This window comes from Acidovorax sp. LjRoot118, assembly GCF_964253575.1.
Classification (GTDB): domain Bacteria; phylum Pseudomonadota; class Gammaproteobacteria; order Burkholderiales; family Burkholderiaceae_C; genus Acidovorax.
Genome location: NZ_CAXURB020000001.1, coordinates 802,566 through 822,693 on the forward strand (window position 1 = coordinate 802,566; position 20,128 = coordinate 822,693).

20 protein-coding genes are annotated in these 20,128 nt (G+C 65.8%); 12 read left to right on the plus strand and 8 right to left on the minus strand.

The features are described from left to right. Positions 1–6: 6 nt before the first annotated feature. The 4 genes from ACSQ9E_RS03820 to grpE all read right to left on the minus strand — a co-directional run bounded on the left by ACSQ9E_RS03820 (position 7) and on the right by grpE (position 5,015). Positions 7–999, minus strand: coding sequence for a LysR family transcriptional regulator (locus ACSQ9E_RS03820; RefSeq protein ID WP_057268471.1), 993 nt, complete (start codon positions 997–999; stop codon positions 7–9). A gap of 191 nt (positions 1,000–1,190) precedes the next feature. Then, a complete protein-coding gene (dnaJ, locus tag ACSQ9E_RS03825; RefSeq protein WP_427999698.1) occupies positions 1,191–2,339 on the minus strand; it encodes a molecular chaperone DnaJ in 1,149 nt (382 codons plus the stop codon). An 89-nt stretch (positions 2,340–2,428) separates the two neighbouring features. After that, entirely contained in the window at positions 2,429–4,381 is a 1,953-nt protein-coding gene (gene dnaK / locus ACSQ9E_RS03830; RefSeq protein ID WP_057202140.1) for a molecular chaperone DnaK, read from the minus strand. A gap of 85 nt (positions 4,382–4,466) precedes the next feature. Next, positions 4,467–5,015, minus strand: a complete 549-nt coding sequence (grpE, locus tag ACSQ9E_RS03835) for a nucleotide exchange factor GrpE (RefSeq protein WP_057268499.1) — start codon at positions 5,013–5,015, stop codon at positions 4,467–4,469. 238 nt (positions 5,016–5,253) lie between these two features. Here grpE and rpsF point away from each other — a divergent pair, with 238 nt between their 5' ends. The 5 genes from rpsF (at position 5,254) to dnaB (ending at position 8,331) form a co-directional block, all read left to right on the plus strand. Beyond that, positions 5,254–5,631, plus strand: a complete 378-nt coding sequence (rpsF, locus tag ACSQ9E_RS03840) for a 30S ribosomal protein S6 (protein WP_057202142.1) — start codon at positions 5,254–5,256, stop codon at positions 5,629–5,631. A 21-nt stretch (positions 5,632–5,652) separates the two neighbouring features. Further along, positions 5,653–5,943 carry a primosomal replication protein N gene (priB, locus tag ACSQ9E_RS03845; protein WP_057202143.1) on the plus strand — a complete coding sequence of 97 codons (291 nt, stop codon included), beginning with the start codon at positions 5,653–5,655 and terminating at the stop codon, positions 5,941–5,943. Positions 5,944–5,961: 18 nt separating this feature from the next. Continuing rightward, positions 5,962–6,243, plus strand: a complete 282-nt coding sequence (gene rpsR, locus ACSQ9E_RS03850; protein WP_005795932.1) for a 30S ribosomal protein S18 — start codon at positions 5,962–5,964, stop codon at positions 6,241–6,243. 12 nt (positions 6,244–6,255) lie between these two features. Next, on the plus strand, positions 6,256–6,708 hold the full coding sequence (rplI, locus tag ACSQ9E_RS03855; RefSeq protein ID WP_057202144.1) for a 50S ribosomal protein L9: 453 nt from the start codon (positions 6,256–6,258) through the stop codon (positions 6,706–6,708). 192 nt (positions 6,709–6,900) lie between these two features. Then, positions 6,901–8,331 carry a replicative DNA helicase gene (gene dnaB, locus ACSQ9E_RS03860; protein WP_057202145.1) on the plus strand — a complete coding sequence of 477 codons (1,431 nt, stop codon included), beginning with the start codon at positions 6,901–6,903 and terminating at the stop codon, positions 8,329–8,331. Between the two features lie 245 nt (positions 8,332–8,576). Here dnaB and ACSQ9E_RS03865 read toward each other — a convergent pair whose 3' ends face one another. The 3 genes from ACSQ9E_RS03865 to ACSQ9E_RS03875 all read right to left on the minus strand — a co-directional run bounded on the left by ACSQ9E_RS03865 (position 8,577) and on the right by ACSQ9E_RS03875 (position 11,585). Next, positions 8,577–10,352 (minus strand): PhoH family protein, encoded by a 1,776-nt coding sequence (locus ACSQ9E_RS03865; RefSeq protein ID WP_057268473.1) that lies wholly within the window; start codon positions 10,350–10,352, stop codon positions 8,577–8,579. A gap of 171 nt (positions 10,353–10,523) precedes the next feature. After that, a complete protein-coding gene (locus tag ACSQ9E_RS03870; protein WP_057202147.1) occupies positions 10,524–11,009 on the minus strand; it encodes a peroxiredoxin in 486 nt (161 codons plus the stop codon). A gap of 198 nt (positions 11,010–11,207) precedes the next feature. Continuing rightward, on the minus strand, positions 11,208–11,585 hold the full coding sequence (locus ACSQ9E_RS03875) for an Mth938-like domain-containing protein (protein ID WP_427999701.1): 378 nt from the start codon (positions 11,583–11,585) through the stop codon (positions 11,208–11,210). A gap of 143 nt (positions 11,586–11,728) precedes the next feature. Here ACSQ9E_RS03875 and ACSQ9E_RS03880 point away from each other — a divergent pair, with 143 nt between their 5' ends. The 7 genes from ACSQ9E_RS03880 (at position 11,729) to ACSQ9E_RS03910 (ending at position 19,022) form a co-directional block, all read left to right on the plus strand. Further along, positions 11,729–12,961, plus strand: coding sequence for a pyridoxal phosphate-dependent aminotransferase (locus ACSQ9E_RS03880; RefSeq protein WP_436216951.1), 1,233 nt, complete (start codon positions 11,729–11,731; stop codon positions 12,959–12,961). A 33-nt stretch (positions 12,962–12,994) separates the two neighbouring features. Next, positions 12,995–14,038 (plus strand): DUF1176 domain-containing protein, encoded by a 1,044-nt coding sequence (locus ACSQ9E_RS03885; protein WP_436216952.1) that lies wholly within the window; start codon positions 12,995–12,997, stop codon positions 14,036–14,038. Positions 14,039–14,049: 11 nt separating this feature from the next. Then, positions 14,050–15,384, plus strand: a complete 1,335-nt coding sequence (locus ACSQ9E_RS03890; RefSeq protein WP_057202562.1) for a homoserine dehydrogenase — start codon at positions 14,050–14,052, stop codon at positions 15,382–15,384. Positions 15,385–15,426: 42 nt separating this feature from the next. Further along, positions 15,427–16,857, plus strand: coding sequence for a threonine synthase (gene thrC / locus ACSQ9E_RS03895; RefSeq protein WP_436216953.1), 1,431 nt, complete (start codon positions 15,427–15,429; stop codon positions 16,855–16,857). Positions 16,858–16,996: 139 nt separating this feature from the next. After that, positions 16,997–17,542: a molybdopterin-guanine dinucleotide biosynthesis protein B gene (gene mobB, locus ACSQ9E_RS03900; protein ID WP_057268476.1), complete on the plus strand. Its 546-nt coding sequence runs from the start codon at positions 16,997–16,999 to the stop codon at positions 17,540–17,542. After that, complete coding sequence (locus ACSQ9E_RS03905; RefSeq protein ID WP_436216954.1) at positions 17,539–18,774, plus strand: molybdopterin molybdotransferase MoeA; 1,236 nt, start codon at positions 17,539–17,541, stop codon at positions 18,772–18,774. Before mobB ends, ACSQ9E_RS03905 begins: the two co-directional genes overlap by 4 nt. After that, positions 18,771–19,022 (plus strand): MoaD/ThiS family protein, encoded by a 252-nt coding sequence (locus tag ACSQ9E_RS03910; protein WP_057202154.1) that lies wholly within the window; start codon positions 18,771–18,773, stop codon positions 19,020–19,022. The genes ACSQ9E_RS03905 and ACSQ9E_RS03910 overlap by 4 nt, the downstream gene beginning before the upstream one ends. 21 nt (positions 19,023–19,043) lie before the next feature. Here ACSQ9E_RS03910 and dapA read toward each other — a convergent pair whose 3' ends face one another. Further along, the gene (gene dapA, locus ACSQ9E_RS03915; RefSeq protein WP_427999703.1) at positions 19,044–19,949 is read right to left on the minus strand and encodes a 4-hydroxy-tetrahydrodipicolinate synthase; all 906 of its coding nucleotides are present in this window, start codon (positions 19,947–19,949) and stop codon (positions 19,044–19,046) included. Positions 19,950–20,128: the final 179 nt, after the last annotated feature.

Genomic DNA, 20,128 nt, shown 5'->3' on the forward strand with positions numbered 1-20,128 from the left:
GTGATTTTAATGGGGCGTGCCCGCAGGCAAAAGCGTGCCAGGGGCGGGATGTGCGTGGGCGCTCACCACGTCGGGCTGCAGCGGTGCCAGGTGCTCCACCAGCAGCCGCGCGGTCACCGGCAGGGCGTCGAAATCGCGGGCCACCACGCGCAGCTCGCGATGGGCCCATGCCTCGGCCAGCGGAATGGCGCGCAGGTGGCCCACGCCGCGCATCAGCTCGAAGGCGCGGTCGGGCAGCAGGCCCACGCCCAGGCCGTTGTCGATCATGCGGCACATGGCATCGAGGCCGGTGACCTGGATGCGCTGGCGCAAAGGGCGCCCGGTGGCTGCGGCCGCTGCGCGCATCGCCAGGCTGATGCTGCTGTTGGCGTGCAGGCCCACGATGTCCCAGTCCAGCACCTCTTCGAAGCCGATGGCGGCGTGCTGTGCCAATGCATGTGCCTCGGGCACCACCAATACCAGGTGGTCGGCGCGGTAGGGGCGGCTTTGCAGCCCGGTGCCGCCGGTGCCCGTGGCCATGCCGACGTTGCAGATGCCCAGGTCGGCCGCACCCTCGTGCACGGCGTTCAGCACGTCGCTGCTCAGGTGCTCCTGCAGGTCGATCTTGATCTGGCTGTGCGCACGCGCGAACGCCCCCAGGTCCTCGGGCAGGAACTGGAAGATGGCCGAGATGTTGGCGTGCATGCGCACATGGCCGCGCACCCCGTCGGCGTATTCGCTGAGTTCGCCCTGCATGCGCTCCAGGCCGAAGAGCACCGTGCGTGCGTGGTGCAGCAGGCTCTCGCCGGCAGGGGTCAGCGTCACGCCCCTGCTGTGGCGGTAGAGCAGGGCCGTGTCCACGGCGGTTTCCAGGTCCGACAGGCGCTTGCTGACGGCCGAGGCCGCGATGAATTCGCGCTCCGCCGCGCGGCCGATGCTGCCGAGTTCGCACACCGCCACAAACAGCTGCAGCGAAGTGAGGTCAATGCGGCGCGCAAAACTGCGCTCGGAGCTTTTCATCGGGGTTGGGTGTCTTTTGCTTCTCGTTTCGAGAAGGTGTTTTTGTATTTTCCTATAAATGGCGCCAGTGGGTCATCGTGAACCGCGATGTCGTCCATCGCGGGTGGGGTCTTCGCGGAGCGCGTGGGGCAAGAAAAAACCGCACAGGCCGGTGGCGCTGTGCGGTTGCAGGGGGCTCTTGCCTGGGGCGGTCAGCTGAAGAAGTTCTTCAGCCGGTCCGTCCAGCTTTCGCCGCTGGGCGAGTGGCGGGCGCCACCCTTTTTCAGGGAGTCTTCCAGCTCGCGCAGCAGCTTGCGCTGGTGCTCGGTCAGCTTGACCGGGGTCTCGACCGCGATGTGGCAGTACAGGTCGCCCGGGTAGCTGGCGCGCACGCCCTTGATGCCCTTGCCGCGCAGGCGAAACTGCTTGCCGGCCTGGGTGCCTTCGGGGATGTCGATGGCCGCCTTGCCCGCCAGCGTGGGCACTTCGATCTCGCCGCCCAGCGCCGCCGTGATGAAGCTCACGGGCACCTGGCAGTGCAGGTCGTCGCCGTCGCGCTCGAAGATGTCGTGCTTCTTCAGGCGGATCTCGATGTACAGGTCGCCTGGCGGACCACCATTGGTGCCGGGCTCGCCATTGCCGGTGCTGCGGATGCGCATGCCGTCGTCGATGCCCGAAGGGATCTTCACTTCCAGCGTCTTTTGCTTCTTGAGCTTGCCCTGGCCGTGGCAGGTGGTGCAGGGCTCGGGAATGATCTTGCCCGTGCCGCGGCAGTGCGGGCAGGTCTGCTGCACGCTGAAGAAGCCCTGGCGCATCTGCACCGTGCCGCTGCCCGTGCAGGTGGCGCAGGTCTTGGCGCTGGTGCCGGGCTTGGCGCCGCTGCCGTGGCAGGTGTCGCAGGCCTCCCACGAGGGGATGCGGATCTGGGCATCCTTGCCGCGCGCGGCCTCTTCCAGGGTGATCTCCATGGCGTAGCTCAGGTCGCTGCCGCGGTAGACCTGGCGGCCTCCACCGGCGCCGCGTCCGCGCCCGCCCTGCTGGCCGAACATGTCGCCGAAGATGTCGCCGAACGCCTCGGCAAAGCCGCCGAAGCCCTCGGCGCCCGCGCCACCGGGCCCGCGCATGTTGGGGTCCACCCCGGCGTGGCCATACTGGTCGTAGGCGGCCCGCTTTTGCGGGTCGGAGAGCATCTCGTAGGCCTCCTTGGCCTCCTTGAACTTCTCTTCCGCAGGCTTGGAGGCATCACCCTGGTTGCGGTCAGGGTGGTGCTTCATCGCCAGCTTGCGATAGGCCTTCTTGATTTCTTCGTCCGAGGCGTTCTTGGGAACGCCCAGGATTTCGTAAAAGTCTCGTTTGGACATGGTCTTTCTGGGCCCGGTTGGAACAGGAACGCCGCGCAAGCCCCCTGGTCAGGAAACTCGCGCGGCGGATCGGGTCAAACGGGGCGTGTTCAGCCCTTCTTGACTTCCTTCACCTCGGCATCGACCACGTTGTCGTCGTCGGGCTTGCTGTTGGAGGAGGATGCCTGCTGGCCGCCCGATGCGTCGCCCGCACCGGCACCGGCCGCCGCCTGCGCGGCTTGCGCGTCGGCGTACATCTTCTCGCCCAGCTTCTGGCTGGCAGCCATCAGCGCGGTCGTCTTTTCCTCGATGGCGGCCTTGTCTTCGCCCTTGAGCACGTCTTCCAGGGCCTTCGCGGCCGAGGTGATCGCTTCCTTCTCCGCGGCGTCGAGCTTGTCGCCATGCTCGGCCAGGCTCTTGTTCACGCTGTGCACGGCGGCTTCGCCCTGGTTGCGCGCCTGGATCAGCTCCAGCTTCTTCTTGTCGTCGGCCGCGTTGAGCTCGGCGTCCTTCACCATCTTCTGGATTTCTTCTTCCGACAGGCCGGAGCTGGCCTTGATGGTGATCTTGTTTTCCTTGCCCGTGCCTTTGTCCTTTGCGCCCACATGCAGGATGCCGTTGGCGTCGATGTCGAACGACACCTCGATCTGCGGCGTGCCGCGTGCAGCGGGTGGAATGCCTTCGAGGTTGAACTCACCCAGGGCCTTGTTGCCCGAGGCCATTTCGCGCTCGCCCTGGAACACCTTGATCGTCACGGCCGGCTGGTTGTCGTCGGCGGTCGAGAAGGTCTGTGCGAACTTCGTCGGGATCGTGGTGTTCTTGGTGATCATCTTGGTCATGACGCCGCCCAGGGTTTCAATACCCAGGGACAGGGGGGTCACGTCCAGCAGCAGCACGTCCTTGCGGTCACCCGAGAGCACCTGGCCCTGGATGGCGGCGCCCACGGCCACGGCTTCGTCGGGGTTCACGTCCTTGCGCGGTTCCTTGCCGAAGAATTCCTTGACCTTCTCCTGCACCTTGGGCATGCGGGTCATGCCGCCGACCAGGATCACGTCGTGGATGTCGGAGACCGACACGCCAGCGTCCTTGATGGCCGTGCGGCAAGGCGCAATGGTGCGCTCGATCAGCTCTTCCACCAGGGCTTCCAGCTTGGCGCGGGTCAGCTTGATGTTCAGGTGCTTGGGACCGGAGGCGTCTGCCGTGATGTAGGGCAGGTTGATGTCGGTCGCGGCCGAGTTGGACAGCTCGATCTTCGATTTTTCGGCGGCTTCCTTCAGGCGCTGCAGGGCCAGCACGTCCTTGGACAGGTCCACGCCCTGTTCCTTCTTGAACTCGCTGATGATGTAGTCGATGATGCGCTGGTCGAAGTCTTCGCCGCCCAGGAAGGTGTCGCCGTTGGTCGACAGCACTTCGAACTGCTTTTCGCCGTCCACATCGGCGATTTCGATGATGGACACGTCGAACGTGCCGCCACCCAGGTCATACACGGCGATCTTGCGGTCGCCCTTTTCCTGCTTGTCCAGGCCGAAGGCCAGGGCGGCAGCGGTGGGTTCGTTGATGATGCGCTTGACGTCCAGGCCGGCGATGCGGCCGGCATCCTTGGTGGCCTGGCGCTGGGCGTCGTTGAAGTACGCGGGCACGGTGATGACGGCTTCCGTCACGGGCTCGCCCAGGTAGTCTTCGGCCGTCTTCTTCATCTTGCGCAGGATGTCGGCAGACACCTGCTGGGCCGACAGCTTGTTGCCGCGCACTTCGATCCAGGCGTCGCCGTTGTCGGCGGGCACGATCTTGTAGGGCATCAGGTCGATGTCCTTTTGCACTTCCTTCTCGGTGAACTTGCGGCCGATCAGGCGCTTCACGGCGTACAGCGTGTTGCGCGGGTTGGTCACGGCCTGGCGCTTGGCCGAGGCGCCGACGAGGATCTCGCCGTCTTCCTGGTAGGCCACGATGGAAGGCGTGGTGCGGGCGCCTTCGCTGTTTTCGATCACGCGGGTCGTGTTGCCCTCCATGATGGAAACGCAGCTGTTGGTGGTGCCCAGGTCAATACCGATGATTCTTCCCATGATGTTCTTCTCCGCGATGTTTGAGTGATTTGGATAACTAGTAACGTGTGGATAACTTGGCTGGCTTCAAGCCGTTATCCACCATTTATTTGGGGGCGGTGACGGTCACCAGCGCCGGGCGCAGCACGCGGTCGGCGATCTTGTAGCCCTTTTGCAGCACGGCCACCACGGTATTGGGCTCCTGCTCGACAGGCGCCACGCTGATGGCCTGGTGCTGGTGGGGGTCGAACTTCTCGCCGGCAGGCGGGTTGATGGCCAGCACCTTGTTGCGCTCCAGCGCCGAGGTCAGCTGGCGCAGGGTGGCGTCGGCGCCTTCGCGCAGCTGCTGGGGCGTGGCTTCCTTGATGCCCAGGGCGGCGTCCAGGCTGTCGGCCACGGGCAGCAGGCTCTCGGCAAAGCTCTCGATACCGAACTTGCGGGCCTTGGTGACTTCGTCTTCGGCGCGGCGGCGGGCGTTTTCGGCCTCGGCCTTGGCGCGCAGGAACTGGTCGGCCAGCTCGGCGCTCTTGGCCTTGAGCTCGGCCAGCTCGCCTTGCAGGCGCGCCAGCTCGTCAGAGGCATTGGCGGCCATGGCGGCTTCAATTTCTTCGGGGGAGGCGTCTTGGGAGGTGGTTGGCTGGCTGTTGTCGGACATGTCTTGGTCTTCGTAAATAAAACAGTACGCGCACAAGGTTGGGCGTGTGTGTGGTATTTCAAGTTCGCGCGCAATGCTGGGGCATCTGCGGCGACCTGGGCGAGGGGATTGGCCGGGCGGCAAGCCTCTTGGAGCAGGGGTGAGTGTACAAGGTCGAAGATGCGGGCTATAATCTACGGCTTTGCCTTGCCACACCGCTTCTAGACGCAGCGGGTGGTCTTACCCAGAAGGAGTATGCATGCGTCATTACGAAATCATTTTGTTGATCCATCCGGATCAAAGCGAACAAGTTCCAGCCATGCTGGAGCGCTACAAGGGCATGATCACCGCTGGCGGTGGCAAGGTGCACCGCGTGGAAGACTGGGGCCGCCGTCAACTGGCGTACCTGATCAACAAGCTGGCCAAGGCCCACTACCTGTGCGTGAACATCGAAGCCGACCAGGCTGTGATGGCTGAACTGGAGCATGCCTTCAAGTTCAACGACGCTGTGCTGCGCCACCTGACGGTTCAGAAGAAGAAGGCCGACACCGGCCCATCTTCGATGATGAAGACCGTCGAGCGCGAAGAAGCCCGCAAGGCCAGCCAGGCGGAATACGCCGCTGCCGGCGAGCGCTGATCGTCCACAGCCCTCTCGGGAGTGGAGAACCGCGTCGTCTTGACGGCCTGTATCGCCGAGGCTGAGGCCCTGCGCTACACCCCCGCCGGTTTGCCTGCTGTTGCCCTGCGGCTCGAACACGAGTCCAGGCAAAACGAGGCAGGCGAGCCGCGGGACGTCAAGGCAGCCATGAAGGCCGTCGCATTCGGTGCGATGGCCGAGCGGCTTGCGAGGCAGCAGATTGGAAGTCGATGGACTTTCAGCGGCTTTCTCGCCACGCCGCGCAATGGCAGGAACGCTGTGCTCCACATCCAGGATATTCAACAAAATTAATTTTCCAAGGGGTCCGCAATGGCCACGTTCAAGAAGTTCAACAAAGACAAGCGCCCAAAGCGCAACACCCAGTCCCTGCTGTTCAAGCGCAAGCGCTTTTGCCGCTTCACGGTGACCGGTGTTGAAGAAATCGACTACAAGGATGTCGACACGCTGCGCGATTTCATCGCCGAAAACGGCAAGATCATCCCCGCGCGCCTGACCGGCACGCGCGCCATCTTCCAGCGCCAGCTGAACACCGCCATCAAGCGCGCCCGCTTCCTGGCCCTGGTGCCTTACAGCGACCAGCACAAGATCTAAGGAGCACAACCCATGCAAATCATTCTGCTCGACAAGGTTGTGAACCTCGGCAACCTGGGCGAAATCGTCAAGGTCAAGGACGGCTACGCTCGCAACTTCCTGATCCCTTCGGGCCGCGCACGCCGCGCCACCGAATCGGCCAAGGCTGATTTCGAAGCCAAGCGCGTCGAACTGGAAAAGGCTGCTGCCGCCAAGCTGGCGCAAGCCCAGGCCGAAGGCGAAAAGCTGGCCGGCACCACCGTCAAGCTGACGCAAAAGGCTGGCGTGGACGGCCGTCTGTTTGGTTCCGTGACCAACCAGGACATCGCCGAAGAGCTGAGCAAGCAAGGCTACAAGGTTGCCAAGGCCCAGGTTCGCCTGCCCAACGGCCCGATCAAGGTCGTCAGCGAAACCACGGTCAGCGTGGCTCTGCACACCGACGTGGTGGTGGAAGTCACCGTGTCGGTCTACGGCGAAACCGCCTGATCGCCAGCACGTAGTAACCTGCGTGACTTGCCGCGAAAGCCGCCCTCGGGCGGCTTTTGTCTTTTCGACCCCGCCATTTGTACAGGATTGCCCACCGGTAATCCACAGATTGCCCCAAGGTTTATCCCCGGTTGCCGCACTTGGCGGGTGGCCGGAATGCATCCATTCAGGCCCCTGCCCGGAGAAAACCCCATGTCCGCTGTCTTCCCCCCGCTCGATGAACAGGGTTTCGTGCCGCCTTCCGGTTCCGGACAGGACCAGGAGATTGCCAAGCTGCGCACGCCACCGCACTCCATCGAGGCCGAGTCCAGCGTGCTCGGCGGCCTGCTGCTGGACAACAACGCCTGGGACCGGGTGGGCGACCTGCTGGTGGAGAGCCACTTCTACCGGCACGAGCACCAGATGATCTACTCGGCCATCGGTGCGCTGATCAACGGCAGCAAGCCTGCCGACGTGATCACCGTGTTCGAGCACCTGAAGAACCTGGGCAATGCCCAGGAAGCAGGCGGCCTGACCTACCTGAACAACCTGGCGCAGTACGTTCCGAGCGCGAGCAACATCCGCCGCTACGCGGAAATCGTGCGCGAGCGCGCCATTCTGCGCAAGCTGGTCACGGCCAGCGATGAAATCTCCACCAATGCCTTCAACCCCCAGGGCAAGACGGTGGAGCGCATCCTGGATGAAGCCGAGGCCAAGATCTTCGCCATCGGCGAAGAGGGCTCGCGCACCAAGCAAGGCTTCCAGTCGCTCGACAAGCTGGTGATCGACCTGCTCGACAAGGTGCAGGAGATGGCCGACAACCCGGTGGACGTGACCGGCGTGCCCACCGGCTTTGCCGACCTGGACCGCATGACCTCGGGCCTGCAGGCGGGTGACATGGTGGTGTTGGCAGCGCGCCCCTCCATGGGCAAGACCTCGTTTGCCGTGAACATCGCCGAGCACGTGGCGCTCAACGAGGGCCTGCCCGTCGCCATCTTCTCGATGGAAATGGGTGCCGCCCAGCTGGCCGTGCGTATCGTCGGCTCCATCGGCCGCGTGAACCAGGGCAACCTGCGCACCGGCAAGCTCACCGACGAAGAATGGCCGCGCCTGACCGAGGCCATCGAGCGGCTGCGCACCGTGTCGCTGCACATCGACGAAACGCCAGGGCTGACCCCCGGCGAGCTGCGTGCCAATGCGCGCCGGCTGGCGCGCCAGTGCGGCAAGCTGGGCCTGATCGTGGTCGACTACCTGCAGCTCATGAGCGGCTCGGGCGCCGGCAGTGCCGACAACCGCGCCACCGAGCTGGGCGAAATCTCCCGGGGCCTGAAGATGCTGGCCAAGGAGCTGCAGTGCCCGGTGATCGCGCTGTCGCAGCTCAACCGCTCGGTCGAGCAGCGCACCGACAAGCGCCCCATGATGTCCGACCTGCGCGAATCGGGCGCCATCGAGCAGGATGCCGACATCATCATGTTCATCTACCGCGACGACTACTACAACAAGGACAGCAAGGAGCCCAACGTGGCCGAGGTCATCATCGGCAAGCAGCGTAACGGCCCCACCGGCACCGTGAAGCTGTTCTTCCAGAAGAACCAGACCCGCTTTGAAAACCTCGCCATGGGCAGCGGTGGTGATGACTATTGACGCGCAAGGTTGAGGCGCCCCTATGCAAAAGGCCCCCGCCAATGGCGGGGGCCTTTTGCATTTTTAGCGCGGAATCAGTTTTTCAGTGTGTGCGGTATAGCCCGTGACGCATGAAACCGGCGCGGCCCAGACCAGTGCCCCCGTGCAAGGGCCGCCCCGCCGCACCGGGGGCGTCCCCCTCCCGACTCGCGCAGCGAGTCGAGAGAGGGGTGAAGGCGCGAAGCGACTCAGGGGGTGCTCTATTTCTAGAGCACTTCGCTGGCAAAGTCCGCCAGGCGTGAGCGCTCACCCCGCGCCAGGGTGATGTGACCGCTGTGCGGCCAGCCCTTGAAGCGGTCCACCGCATAGGTCAGGCCCGAGGAGCCTTCGGTCAGGTAGGGCGTATCGATCTGCGCCAGGTTGCCCATGCAGATGATCTTGGTGCCGGGGCCGGCACGGGTGATCAGCGTCTTCATCTGCTTGGGCGTCAGGTTCTGCGCTTCGTCGATGATCACGTACTTGTTCAGGAAGGTGCGCCCGCGCATGAAGTTCATGCTCTTGATCTTGATGCGGCTCCTGATCAGCTCATTCGTGGCGGCGCGCCCCCATTCGCCGGCATTGCCGCCATCGCCCTTGGCCAGGAACTCCAGGTTGTCGTCGAGCGCGCCCATCCAGGGGCCCATCTTCTCTTCTTCGGTGCCGGGCAGAAAGCCGATGTCCTCGCCCACGCTCACCGTGGCCCGGGTCATGATGATCTCGGTGTAGCGGCGGTCGTCCAGCACCTGGGTCAGGCCTGCGGCCAGGGCCAGCAGGGTCTTGCCGGTGCCGGCCGTGCCGGTCAGGGTCACGAAGTCGATCTCGGGGTCCATGAGCAGGTTCATGGCGTAGTTCTGCTCGCGGTTGCGCGTGGTCACGCCCCACACCGCATGCTTGGCCGAGCCATAGTCCTTGAGCGTCTGCAGCACCGCGGTCTTTTCGCGGATCTCGCTCACGCGCGCGAACAGGCTGGGCTCGCCGGGGGCCTCGAAGTACGCGAACTGGTTGATCATCAGCTGCGGCACGATGGGGCCGCCGATGCGGTAGTAGGTGTGCACCCCGCTCTGCCAGCTTTCCACGTTCTTGCCGCTCTTGACCCAGAAGTCCGGCGGCAGGGCCAGTACGCCGGAGTACAGCAGGTCGCCGTCTTCCAGGGTCTTGTCGTTCTGGTAGTCCTCGGCGTTCAGGCCCAGGGCGCGCGCCTTGACGCGCATGTTGATGTCCTTGGACACCAGCACCACCTCGCGCGGCGCGTGCAGCTTGCGCAGGGCCTCCACCACCCCCAGGATCTGGTTGTCCGCCTTGCCCTGGGGCAGGCTGGTGGGCAGGCTGTAGTCCAGCGGTGCAGTCTGGAAGAACAGGTGGCCGCCGGCGGCGCGCTGGCCCGTGGAGTCGAGCTTCAGGCCGTGGGCGATGTCGGCGCCGTGCACGCCGGCCAGGGCGTCCAGGGTGCGGCTGGTCTGGCGGCCGTTGCGGGCCACTTCGGTCATGCCCTTCTTGTGGCCGTCGAGCTCTTCCAGCACGATCATCGGCAGGAAGATGTCGTGCTCTTCGAAGCGGAACAGGCTGGTCGGGTCGTGCAGCAGCACGTTGGTGTCCAGCACGAACAGCTTGGACGGGCCACTGGGGCGCGCGCGCTTGGTGCTGCCGCTGGTGCGGCTGGCTGGCGCTGCGGCGGCCGTGGGAGTGGCGGCAGTGCGTGCGGTCTTGCGACCAGGCGGGGTGCTGCGCGCGGTGGCAGGGGTGGGCGCCGGTGCGGGGGCTGCAACCGGCTCGCTGCGGTTGCGGCCTGCGGTCCGTTGTGGTTCGGTCGCCTGTGCCGTGGTGGGCACAGCCTGCAGCGCTGCGCGGGCGGCGGTCTTGCGGGCGGGCGCGCGCGGGGCGGCGGCGGATTCGACGGCTTCGGAGGCGGCAGGTTGTGGGGTGCGGCCGGGCTGGGCCGTCACGTCATAGGCTTCGGGCGAGAGCAGGGCCGCGCGTCGTGCGGGAGCGGGAGGAAGGGGCATGGTGTGCAGGGCCTCGGGCAGTAGGGTATTCAGAAAACAAAAAGCCGCCTGGAGGCCGAGGCGGCTTTTATGGGGGAGGGAAGCGTTCCAGTTTCCAGGGGCATTGAACCATTATGCCTATTCCCCGAGGCGGTTCCCCGCAGTGCAGGGAGGGCCATGGGTGGCCGGCGATCAGGCGGCCTTCTTCAGGGTCTTGATGCCCTTGACGGCCTTGAGGACTTCGTCCACGTGGCCGGGCACCTTCAGGCCGCGCCATTCCTGGACCAGCAGGCCATCGGGCCCGACCAGGAAGGTGCTGCGCTCGATGCCCTTGACCTTCTTGCCGTACATGATCTTGTTCTTGACCACGCCGAACATGTGGCACATCTTCTCTTCGGTGTCGGCGATCAGCTCGAACGGCAGTTCCAGCTTTTCCTTGAAGTCGTCGTGCGACTTCATGTTGTCGCGCGACACGCCGAACACGGCGGCGCCGGCCTTCACGAAGTCCTTGTACTTGTCGCGGAACTGCATGGCCTCCGTCGTACAGCCCGGGGTGTTGTCCTTGGGATAGAAGTACAGAACCAGAACTTGGCCAAGGTGCGAGGTGTTGGAGACCTTCAGTCCACCCGTTGCGTTGGCTTCAAATTCAGGGAGGGGTTTGTTGACAACGATCGCCATATCACTTCAATCTCTCAGGATGTAGTCGTTGATAAGCCAGGGGAGTGGGAGTGTTATTGCTTTTGGAAGGCCCCTGACCGCAACCGGAGATTTTACCCTGAAACGGACTCTTTCGCGAATCGCATTCTGTAACCAAAGTACACAGGCCGGAACCTGTTCAGTACCTTGGGTGTCTTCGGGCGCGCGATGGAGGGCATTTCAAGGCGCCGATTCAAGCAGCAGCGCGGCGACCACGTTGCGCCCCTCGCCCGCCAGGATGTTGTAGGTGCGGCAGGCGGCGGCCGTGTCCATGGTCTCCAGGCCCAGGCGACGCGCCATCAGTGGCTGCAGCCATGCAGGCGGCACAAAGCGGTTGCGCTGGCCACTGCCGAAGATGATGAGCTCGGTCTCGAGCTTCGCCAATTGTGCGAAATGCTCGGCCGTAAGGTCCTCGAAGCGCGCGCAGGGCCACGCCTGGCGCAGGCCGTCCGAGCCGACGATCACGCTGTGGGTGATCTTTTCGCCATCCACCCCGATCCACCCCGGGCCATACCCCGTGACGGTTTGTGCATTGGCTTTGTCCGGCTGGAATTTCATGGTGTTCGGTGGGTGCGCGCGGCGCGGGCCTCGGGGCCCGACTCGCAGGTGATCTGTGGTCAAATTATAGGTTTCGCCCAACCACTGGCCGCTTTGGCCGACCCTGGTGCGAACCGCACTTTGTCCACTGCACCTTCCTGCGCATGAAAACCGTCCAGAAATCCGCCAAGCTTGCCAACGTCTGCTACGACATCCGGGGCCCGATCATGGACGCGGCCAAGCAGATGGAGGAAGACGGCCACAAGATCATCAAGCTCAACATCGGCAACCTCGCGGTGTTCGGCTTCGATGCGCCCGAAGAGATCCAGCAGGACATGATCCGCAACCTGCCCAACTCGGCCGGTTATTCGGACAGCAAGGGCATCTTCGCGGCCCGCAAGGCCGTGATGCACGAGACGCAAAAGCAGGGCATCAAGGGCGTGGCCCTCGACGACATCTACCTGGGCAACGGCGCCAGCGAGCTGATCGTCATGGCCACCAACGCCCTGCTGGACAACGGCGACGAGCTGCTGCTTCCCTCGCCCGACTACCCGCTGTGGACGGCGGCGGCCAGCCTCTCGGGCGGCACGCCCGTGCACTACCTGTGCGAAGAGGCCAATGGCTGGATGCCCGACCTGGCCGACATCCGCGCCAAGATCACGCCGCGCACCAAGGGCATCGTGGTCATCAACCCGAACAACCCCACGGGCGCGCTGTACTCGGACGAGCTGCTGCGCGGCATCGTGGCCATCGCTCGCGAGCACGGCCTGGTGATCTTTGCCGACGAGGTCTACGACAAGGTGCTCTACGACGGCGCCACGCACACCGCCATCGGCTCGCTCAGCGAGGACGTGCTCACGCTCACCTTCAACTCGCTGTCCAAGAGCTACCGCTCCTGTGGCTACCGTGCGGGCTGGCTGGTGGTCTCGGGCGACAAGAAGCCTGCGCGCGACTACATCGAGGGCCTGAACATGCTCTCCAACATGCGCCTGTGCGCCAACGTGCCAGGGCAGTGGGCCATCCAGACCGCGCTGGGCGGCCACCAGAGCATCAACGAGCTGGTCGGCGAGGGCGGCCGCCTGCGCAAGCAGCGCGACCTGGCGTACGAGCTGATCACCGCCATCCCGGGCGTGACCTGCGTCAAGCCGCGCGCTGCGCTGTACATGTTCCCGCGCCTGGACCCGGCCATCTACCCCATCCAGGACGACCAGCAATTCTTCCTGGAACTGCTGCAGGAGACCAAGGTCATGCTGGTGCAGGGCACGGGCTTCAACTGGGCCGCGCCCGACCACTTCCGCATCGTGTTCCTGCCCCACGAGGACGACCTGCGCGATGCCATCGGCCGCGTGGCCCGCTTCCTGGAGCAGTACCGCAAACGCCAGCAGACCGCCGCCTGAGGCGTGCGGGCTGTTGACCGGAGATCCTTCCCCATGCGTGTCTGCCCTGCCCACCGTGCCCTGGCACCCCTTGCGTGCGCGCTGGCACTGGTGTTGCCGGCAGCACAGGCGGCCGACAAGGAGCCGGTGGGCTTCACGCACAAGGACTGGGGCCTGCAGTGCGACAACACCCGAGCCTGCCGGGCCGTGGGCTACCAGGCCGAGGCCGGTGACTCGGAGCCGGTGTCCATCCGCCTGACCCGCGAGGCCGGGCCTGACGCCCCGGTGCTGGTGGACCTGCAGGTCTCGACCGAGAAGGCCACGCCGCCGTCGCTGAACCTCAAGGTGGGCAAGCTCTCGCTGTCCGGCCTTGCGGGAGAGATTCCCCGCGTTCCTGCAAGCCAGGTGGCGGCGTTGCTGCAGGAACTGCTGAAGAACGAGGAAGCCACCGTCACCGCCGGCAAGGACCGGTGGGTGCTGTCGCTCGCCGGTGCCAGCGCCGTGCTGCTGAAGATGGACGAGGCCCAGGGCCGCGTCGGCACGCCGGGCGCCCTGGTGCGGCGCGGCAACAAGGCCGAGGCATCGGTGCTGGGCCCGGTGCCTGCGCCGGTGCTCAACGCCATGCGGCCGCTGCCCGAGCGCAAGGCCGATGCCGCGCTGGCCAAGCCACTGCTCGCCGCCATCGACCGCAAGGACGTGAGCGAGCGCTGCAACGGCGATGCCCCCCAACCCGCCGACCTGCAGGTGCATCGCCTCACGGAGCGCAAGGTACTGCTGTCCATCCCCTGTGCCATGGGCGCCTACAATTTCGGTGGACTGCACTGGCTGGCCAACGACCGCCCGCCCTACCAGCCGCAACTTCTCGACGCCGAAGGCGAATTCGATGCGGCAGACGGGTCGATCCGCTCCTCCATGAAGGGACGCGGCATCGGCGACTGCTGGTCCATGCAGGAATGGCATTTCGACGGCCGCAGCTTCGTGCTCACCGGCGAATCGGGCGACAGCCTGTGCCGCGGCTTTGCCGGCGGCGCCTGGCAATTGCCCGCCCGAACCTCCAAGGTGGTTCTGCCCACCAACCCCGTTTCCAGGAAACCCTGATTTTTATGACCATGAAACCCATCCAAGTAGGCCTGCTGGGCATCGGCACCGTCGGCAGCGGCGTGTTCAACGTGCTGCAGCGCAACCAGGAAGAAATCCGCCGCCGCGCGGGCCGCGGCATCGAGATCACCATGGTGGCCGATCTGGACGTGGAGCGTGCCCGGGCCGCAGTGGGTGCTGACATCCAGGTCGTCAACGACGCCCGCGCCATCATCGCCAACCCCGACATCGACATCGTCATCGAGCTCATCGGTGGCTACGGCATCGCCCGCGCGCTGGTGCTCGAAGCCATCGCCGCAGGCAAGCATGTGGTCACCGCCAACAAGGCGCTCCTGGCCGTGCACGGCACCGAGATCTTCGCGGCTGCCTCGGCCAAGGGCGTGATGGTGGCTTTCGAGGCCGCCGTGGCTGGTGGCATCCCCATCATCAAGGCGCTGCGCGAAGGCCTCACGGCCAACCGCATCCAGTGGATCGCCGGCATCATCAACGGCACCACCAACTTCATCCTCTCCGAGATGCGCAGCAAGGGCCTGGATTTCGACGTGGTGCTCAAGGAAGCGCAGCGCCTGGGCTATGCCGAGGCCGACCCCACGTTCGACATCGAAGGCGTGGACGCCGCGCACAAGGTCACGCTGATGAGCGCCATCGCCTTCGGCATCCCGGTGCAGTTCGACAAGGCCTACGTCGAAGGCATCACCAAGCTCGGCGCGGCCGACATCAAGTACGCCGAGCAACTGGGCTACCGCATCAAGCTGCTGGGTATCACCAAGCGCGCGGACAAGGGGATCGAGCTGCGCGTGCACCCGAGCCTGGTGCCCTCCAAGCGCCTGATCGCCAACGTCGAAGGCGCCATGAACGCCGTGGTGGTGCAGGGCGATGCCGTGGGCACCACGCTGTACTACGGCAAGGGCGCGGGCAGCGAGCCCACCGCCAGCGCCGTGATTGCCGACCTGGTGGACATCGCCCGCCTGCACACGGCCGACCCCGAGCACCGCGTGCCGCACCTGGCCTTCCAGGCCAACACGCTGACCGATGCCATGGGCACGCTGCCGCTGCTGCCCATGAGCGAAGTGGTCACCAGCTACTACCTGCGCCTGCGCGTGGCCGACCAGGCCGGCGTGCTGGCCAAGGTCACCGGCCTGCTGGCCGAGGCCGGCATCAGCATCGATGCCATGCTGCAGCGCGAAGCCGACGAAGTGGGTGGAGAAGGCTCCACCCAGACCGACCTCATCATCCTCACGCACGACACGCGCGAAGGCACCATGGACACCGTGCTGGCCCAGATGCAGGCCCTGCCCACCGTGCTGGCCCCGATCACGCGCATCCGCAAGGAAGAACTCAACTGACGCAGCCGGCACCTGCGTTGTGAACGCAGACGGGACACCACCATGAAATACCTCAGCACCCGCGGCCATGCAGACCGCAAGCAGTTCTGCGACATCCTGCTCGAAGGCCTGGCCCCCGATGGCGGCCTGTACCTGCCCGAGCACTACCCGCAGGTCGACGACGCCATGCTCACGCGCCTGCGCAAGGCCTACCACGAGCAGGGCTACGCCGAGCTGGCCTTCCAGATCCTGTCGCTGTACATCGACGACATCCCGGCCGCCGACCTGAAGGCGCTGTGCGAGAAGACGTACACGGCCGAGGTCTTCGGCACCGGCGAGATCGTGCCCCTGCGCCACCTGGAAAACAGCCTGTGGCTCGAAGCCCTGTCCAACGGCCCCACGCTGGCCTTCAAGGACATGGCCATGCAGCTCTTGGGCAACCTGTTCGAGTACGAACTGAACCGCCGCGGCGAGGAGCTCAACATCCTGGGCGCCACCAGCGGCGACACCGGCAGCGCGGCCGAGTACGCCATGCGCGGCAAGAAGGGCGTGCGCGTCTTCATGACCAGCCCGCACGGCCGCATGAGTGCCTTCCAGCAGGCGCAGATGTTCAGCCTGCAGGACGAGAACATCCACAACATCGCCATCGAAGGCGTGTTCGACGACTGCCAGGACATCGTCAAGGCCGTGAGCAACGACCTGCCCTTCAAACGCAAGTACAAGATCGGCACCGTCAACTCCATCAACTGGGCGCGCCTGCTGGCGCAGGTGGTCTACTACTTTGCCGGTTACGTGCAGGCCACCGAGCGCAACGACCAGCAGGTCAGCTTCACGGTGCCCAGCGGCAACTTCGGCAACATCTGCGCGGGCCATGTGGCGCGCTCCATGGGCCTGCCGATCGCCAAGCTGGTGCTGGCCACCAACGAGAACGACGTGCTCGACGAGTTCTTCCGCACCGGTGTGTACCGCGTGCGCAGCAGCGCCGACACGCATGAAACGTCCAGCCCTTCGATGGACATCAGCAAGGCCAGCAATTTCGAGCGCTTCGTGTTCGACCTGCTGGGCCGCGACGGCGCACGCACCAAGGCCCTGTTCGGCGGTGCGCTGGCCAAGGAGGGGAAATTCGACCTGAGCGCCGACCCGCTCTTTGCCGAGGCGGCTACCCGCTACGGCTTCGAGAGCGGCAAGAGCACCCATGCCGACCGCCTGGCCACCATCAGGGGCAACTTCCAGCGCCATGGCGTGACCATCGACACCCACACCGCCGACGGCGTGAAGGTGGCGCTGGAACACCACAGCGACCCGGCCGTGCCCATGATCGTGCTGGAGACGGCCCTGCCCATCAAGTTCGCCGAGACCATCGTCGAGGCCTTGGGTCATTCGCCCGAGCGACCTGCGAAGTTCGCCGGCATCGAGGACCTGCCCAAGCGCGTGCAGGTGATGCCTGCCGACGTGCGCCTGGTGCAGGCCTACATCGAGCGCCACTGCCAGTGAGGAGGTGCCGCCTGCCCAGCCGCGCCACGGCGCGCCGGACAGGGGTTGCCATTCGGGGCGCCCAGGGTGGCGCCCCTTTCGCTCTTTTGACGGAGCTTGGGTGGTCCATGGGTGCCATGGCCTTGTGCAGGAGCATGGGATGAAGGTTGTAGGTTTTGCAGGGTTCTCCGGCAGCGGCAAGACCACGCTGGTCGAGCAGCTCATTCCCGAAATGCGGCTGCGCGGCCTGCGGGTCTCGGTGGTCAAGCACGCACATCACAGTTTCGACATCGATCACGTGGGCAAGGACACCTGGCGCCACCGCGAGGCCGGTGCCTTCGAGGTGGTGGCCGCCTCCGACCGGCGCCTGGCGCTGGTGCGCGAGTTCGAGCGGCCTGCCGAACTCACCGTGCACCACCTGCTCGCCGAGCTGTACCAGGGCGTGGACTGGGTGCTGGTGGAGGGCTTCAAGGACAGCGACCTGCTCAAGGTCGAGGTCTGGCGCGCCCCCGAGGCCGGCCAGGCCCCCAAGCCCGTGCGTTACGCCGAAGACGACTTCGTGGCGGCGGTGGCCACCGATGCGCCGGGGCAGTTGCCTGTGCCCACCGGCCTGCCCCTGCTCGACCTGAACGACCCTGCGCAGGTGGTGGACTGGCTGCTGCAGTATGCCGAGCGCTTCGAATACGACTGGGACCTGCACCAATGAGACCTCTCACCGCTTTCAAAACCCTCAAGTCCCTGGCCGATGCACTGGCCGAGCTGCTGGCGCGTGCCACCCCGCTGGCAGGCACCGATACGGTCACCACCTTCGAGGCGGACGGCCGGGTGCTGGCCCAGGACGCCGTCTCGTCCTTGCAGGTGCCTCCCACCGACAACAGTTCCATGGACGGCTACGCCGTGCGCCGCGCCGACGTGGCGACTGCAGGCAAGGTGTTGCCCGTGTCGCAACGCATCGCCGCCGGCAGTGCGGGGGCGCCTTTGCAGCCGGGCACGGCCGCGCGCATCTTCACGGGGGCTCCGATTCCCGACGGCGCCGATGCGGTGCTGATGCAGGAGGACTGCGAAGCCCTGGACGACGGTAAGGTGCGGATCAATGCCGTGCCGACTGCCGGCCAGTGGATACGCCGTGCTGGCGAGGACATCACCCGCGGCGCGGTGGTGCTGTCTGCCGGCATGCGCCTGACCCCGGCGGAACTGGGCCTGGCGGCGAGCATCGGCCTGCACCAGCTGCAGGTGGGGCGCCGCCCCCGCGTGGCGCTGTTCTCCACCGGCGACGAACTGGTCATGCCGGGGGACGTGCCGCCCGAGCAGATGCGCCCGGGTGCCATCTACAACAGCAACCGCTTCTTCCTGCGCGCCATGCTGCTGCGCCTGGGTTGCGAGGTAACGGACCTGGGCATCGTGCCCGACCGGCGCGATGCGACCATCGAGGCCCTGCAGCGTGCGAGCGAAGCCCATGACCTGATCCTCACCAGCGGCGGCGTGTCCGTGGGTGAAGAGGACCACATCAAGCCCGCCGTGGAGTCGCTGGGAACGCTCGATCTCTGGCAGATCGCCATGAAGCCGGGCAAGCCCTTTGCCTATGGGCGTATCGGCAACGCCCACTTCATGGGGCTGCCCGGCAACCCGGTATCGAGCTTCCTGACCTTCGCGCTGCTGGTGCGGCCCTTCGTGCTGCGCCTGCAGGGCGTGCAGGCCGTCGCCCCACGCGCGCTGCCGGCCACGGCGCATTTCGCCTGGCCCCGGGCCGACAAGCGCCGCGAGTTCCTGCGCGTGCGGCACAACGCGGCGGGGGGCCTCGATCTGTTTGCCAACCAGAGCTCGGGCGTGCTCACCTCCGCCGCCTGGGGTGATGGCGTGGTGGACAACCCTGCCGGCCAGACCATTGCGCCGGGCGATACGGTGCAGTTCATTGCCTTTGCGGAGCTGCTGGGATGAAGATCACGGTGCGCTACTTCGCCTCCATCCGCGAGGCCATCGGCCAGGGCAGCGAAGCGGTGGACACCGCTGCGGCGACCCTGGGCGAACTGCGCGACGAGCTGATCGCGCGCGGCGGCGCCCACGCCGCGAGCCTGGCCCGGGGCCGGGCCGTGCGCATGGCGCTGGAGCAGGTGATGAGCGGCGAGACCGCCGCCCTGCACGAGGGCGCCGAGGTGGCGTTCTTCCCCCCGGTCACGGGAGGCTGAACCGGTCTGCCGCGCACGCTCCTAGAGGGCGCGCAGGCGTTGCACCAGGTCTTGCGAGGCCACCATCATGGGTGCGCGCAGTTCATTGCGCATCTCTCCTGCATGCGCGAGCATGGCCTTGAGCGGGGCAGGGTTGGGTTCGGCAAAGCAAGCCTCGATCCAGGGTTGCAGGGCCTGCCATGTGCGGCGGGCCTGGGGTAGATCGCCCCCGCGCAGCAAGCCCACGAGTTCCACAAACTGCGGTGTCTGCCAGTGCGCGCAGGCAGAGATGGCGCCCGCGCCGCCCAGCGCCAGCGTATTGAAGATTTGCGCGTCTTCACCCGTCAGCACCTGGAGGCGGCCATCCGCGATCAGGGCTTGCGTCTTGGCCGTGCTGCCGCCGCAGTCCTTGATGGCCTGGATGCGTGGGTGTGCCGCCAGTGCCAGCAGCGTCTCGGGGGTGAGTGTGGCGCCCGTGCGGTACGGAATGTCGTAGATGACCACGGGCACCGTGCTGGCGTCGGCGATGGCGCGGAACCAGTGCAGCAGACCGTCCTGTGACGGGCGGATGTAATGCGGCGCGGACACCAGCAGGCCCGCCAGCGGGTAGCACGCCAGGGCCTGCACCTGGTCCAGTACCTGGCCCTGGTGGTAGCCCGAGACTCCCATCACTACGGGCAGATCGCGGGCGGCTTCGAGCGTGGTTTCCAGCACCTGCAACTGCTCGGCCTTGTCCATGGCGGCGGCCTCCCCGGTGGAGCCGCAGGCGACGAAGCCCGAGACGCCGTCGGCACGCAGCCGGGCTGTCAGGGCGGCGAGGGCAGGGTGGTCCACCGCGCCGTCCTTGAACGGCGTGACCAGGGCGATCCATAGACCGCTGAAGACGGGGCTGGTGGGGTGGTTGGCTGCAGAAGCTACAGCCGCAGTGGCAATCGGCAGGGGGGACATGCGAAAACATCCTTTCAGGGTTCGACCAAGGGAAGAACCGCCAGGCTGCGCGCGCGGAATACCGGGAGAGAAAGGGGGAAAGGGAAAAGGGAGCTGTCTTTCTGCCAGGGGTTCCGTCGCTCATCCGGACGGAACCACAGCTCCGGTCAGATGAGCTCTGGTTTTTTGGCTTTGACCAC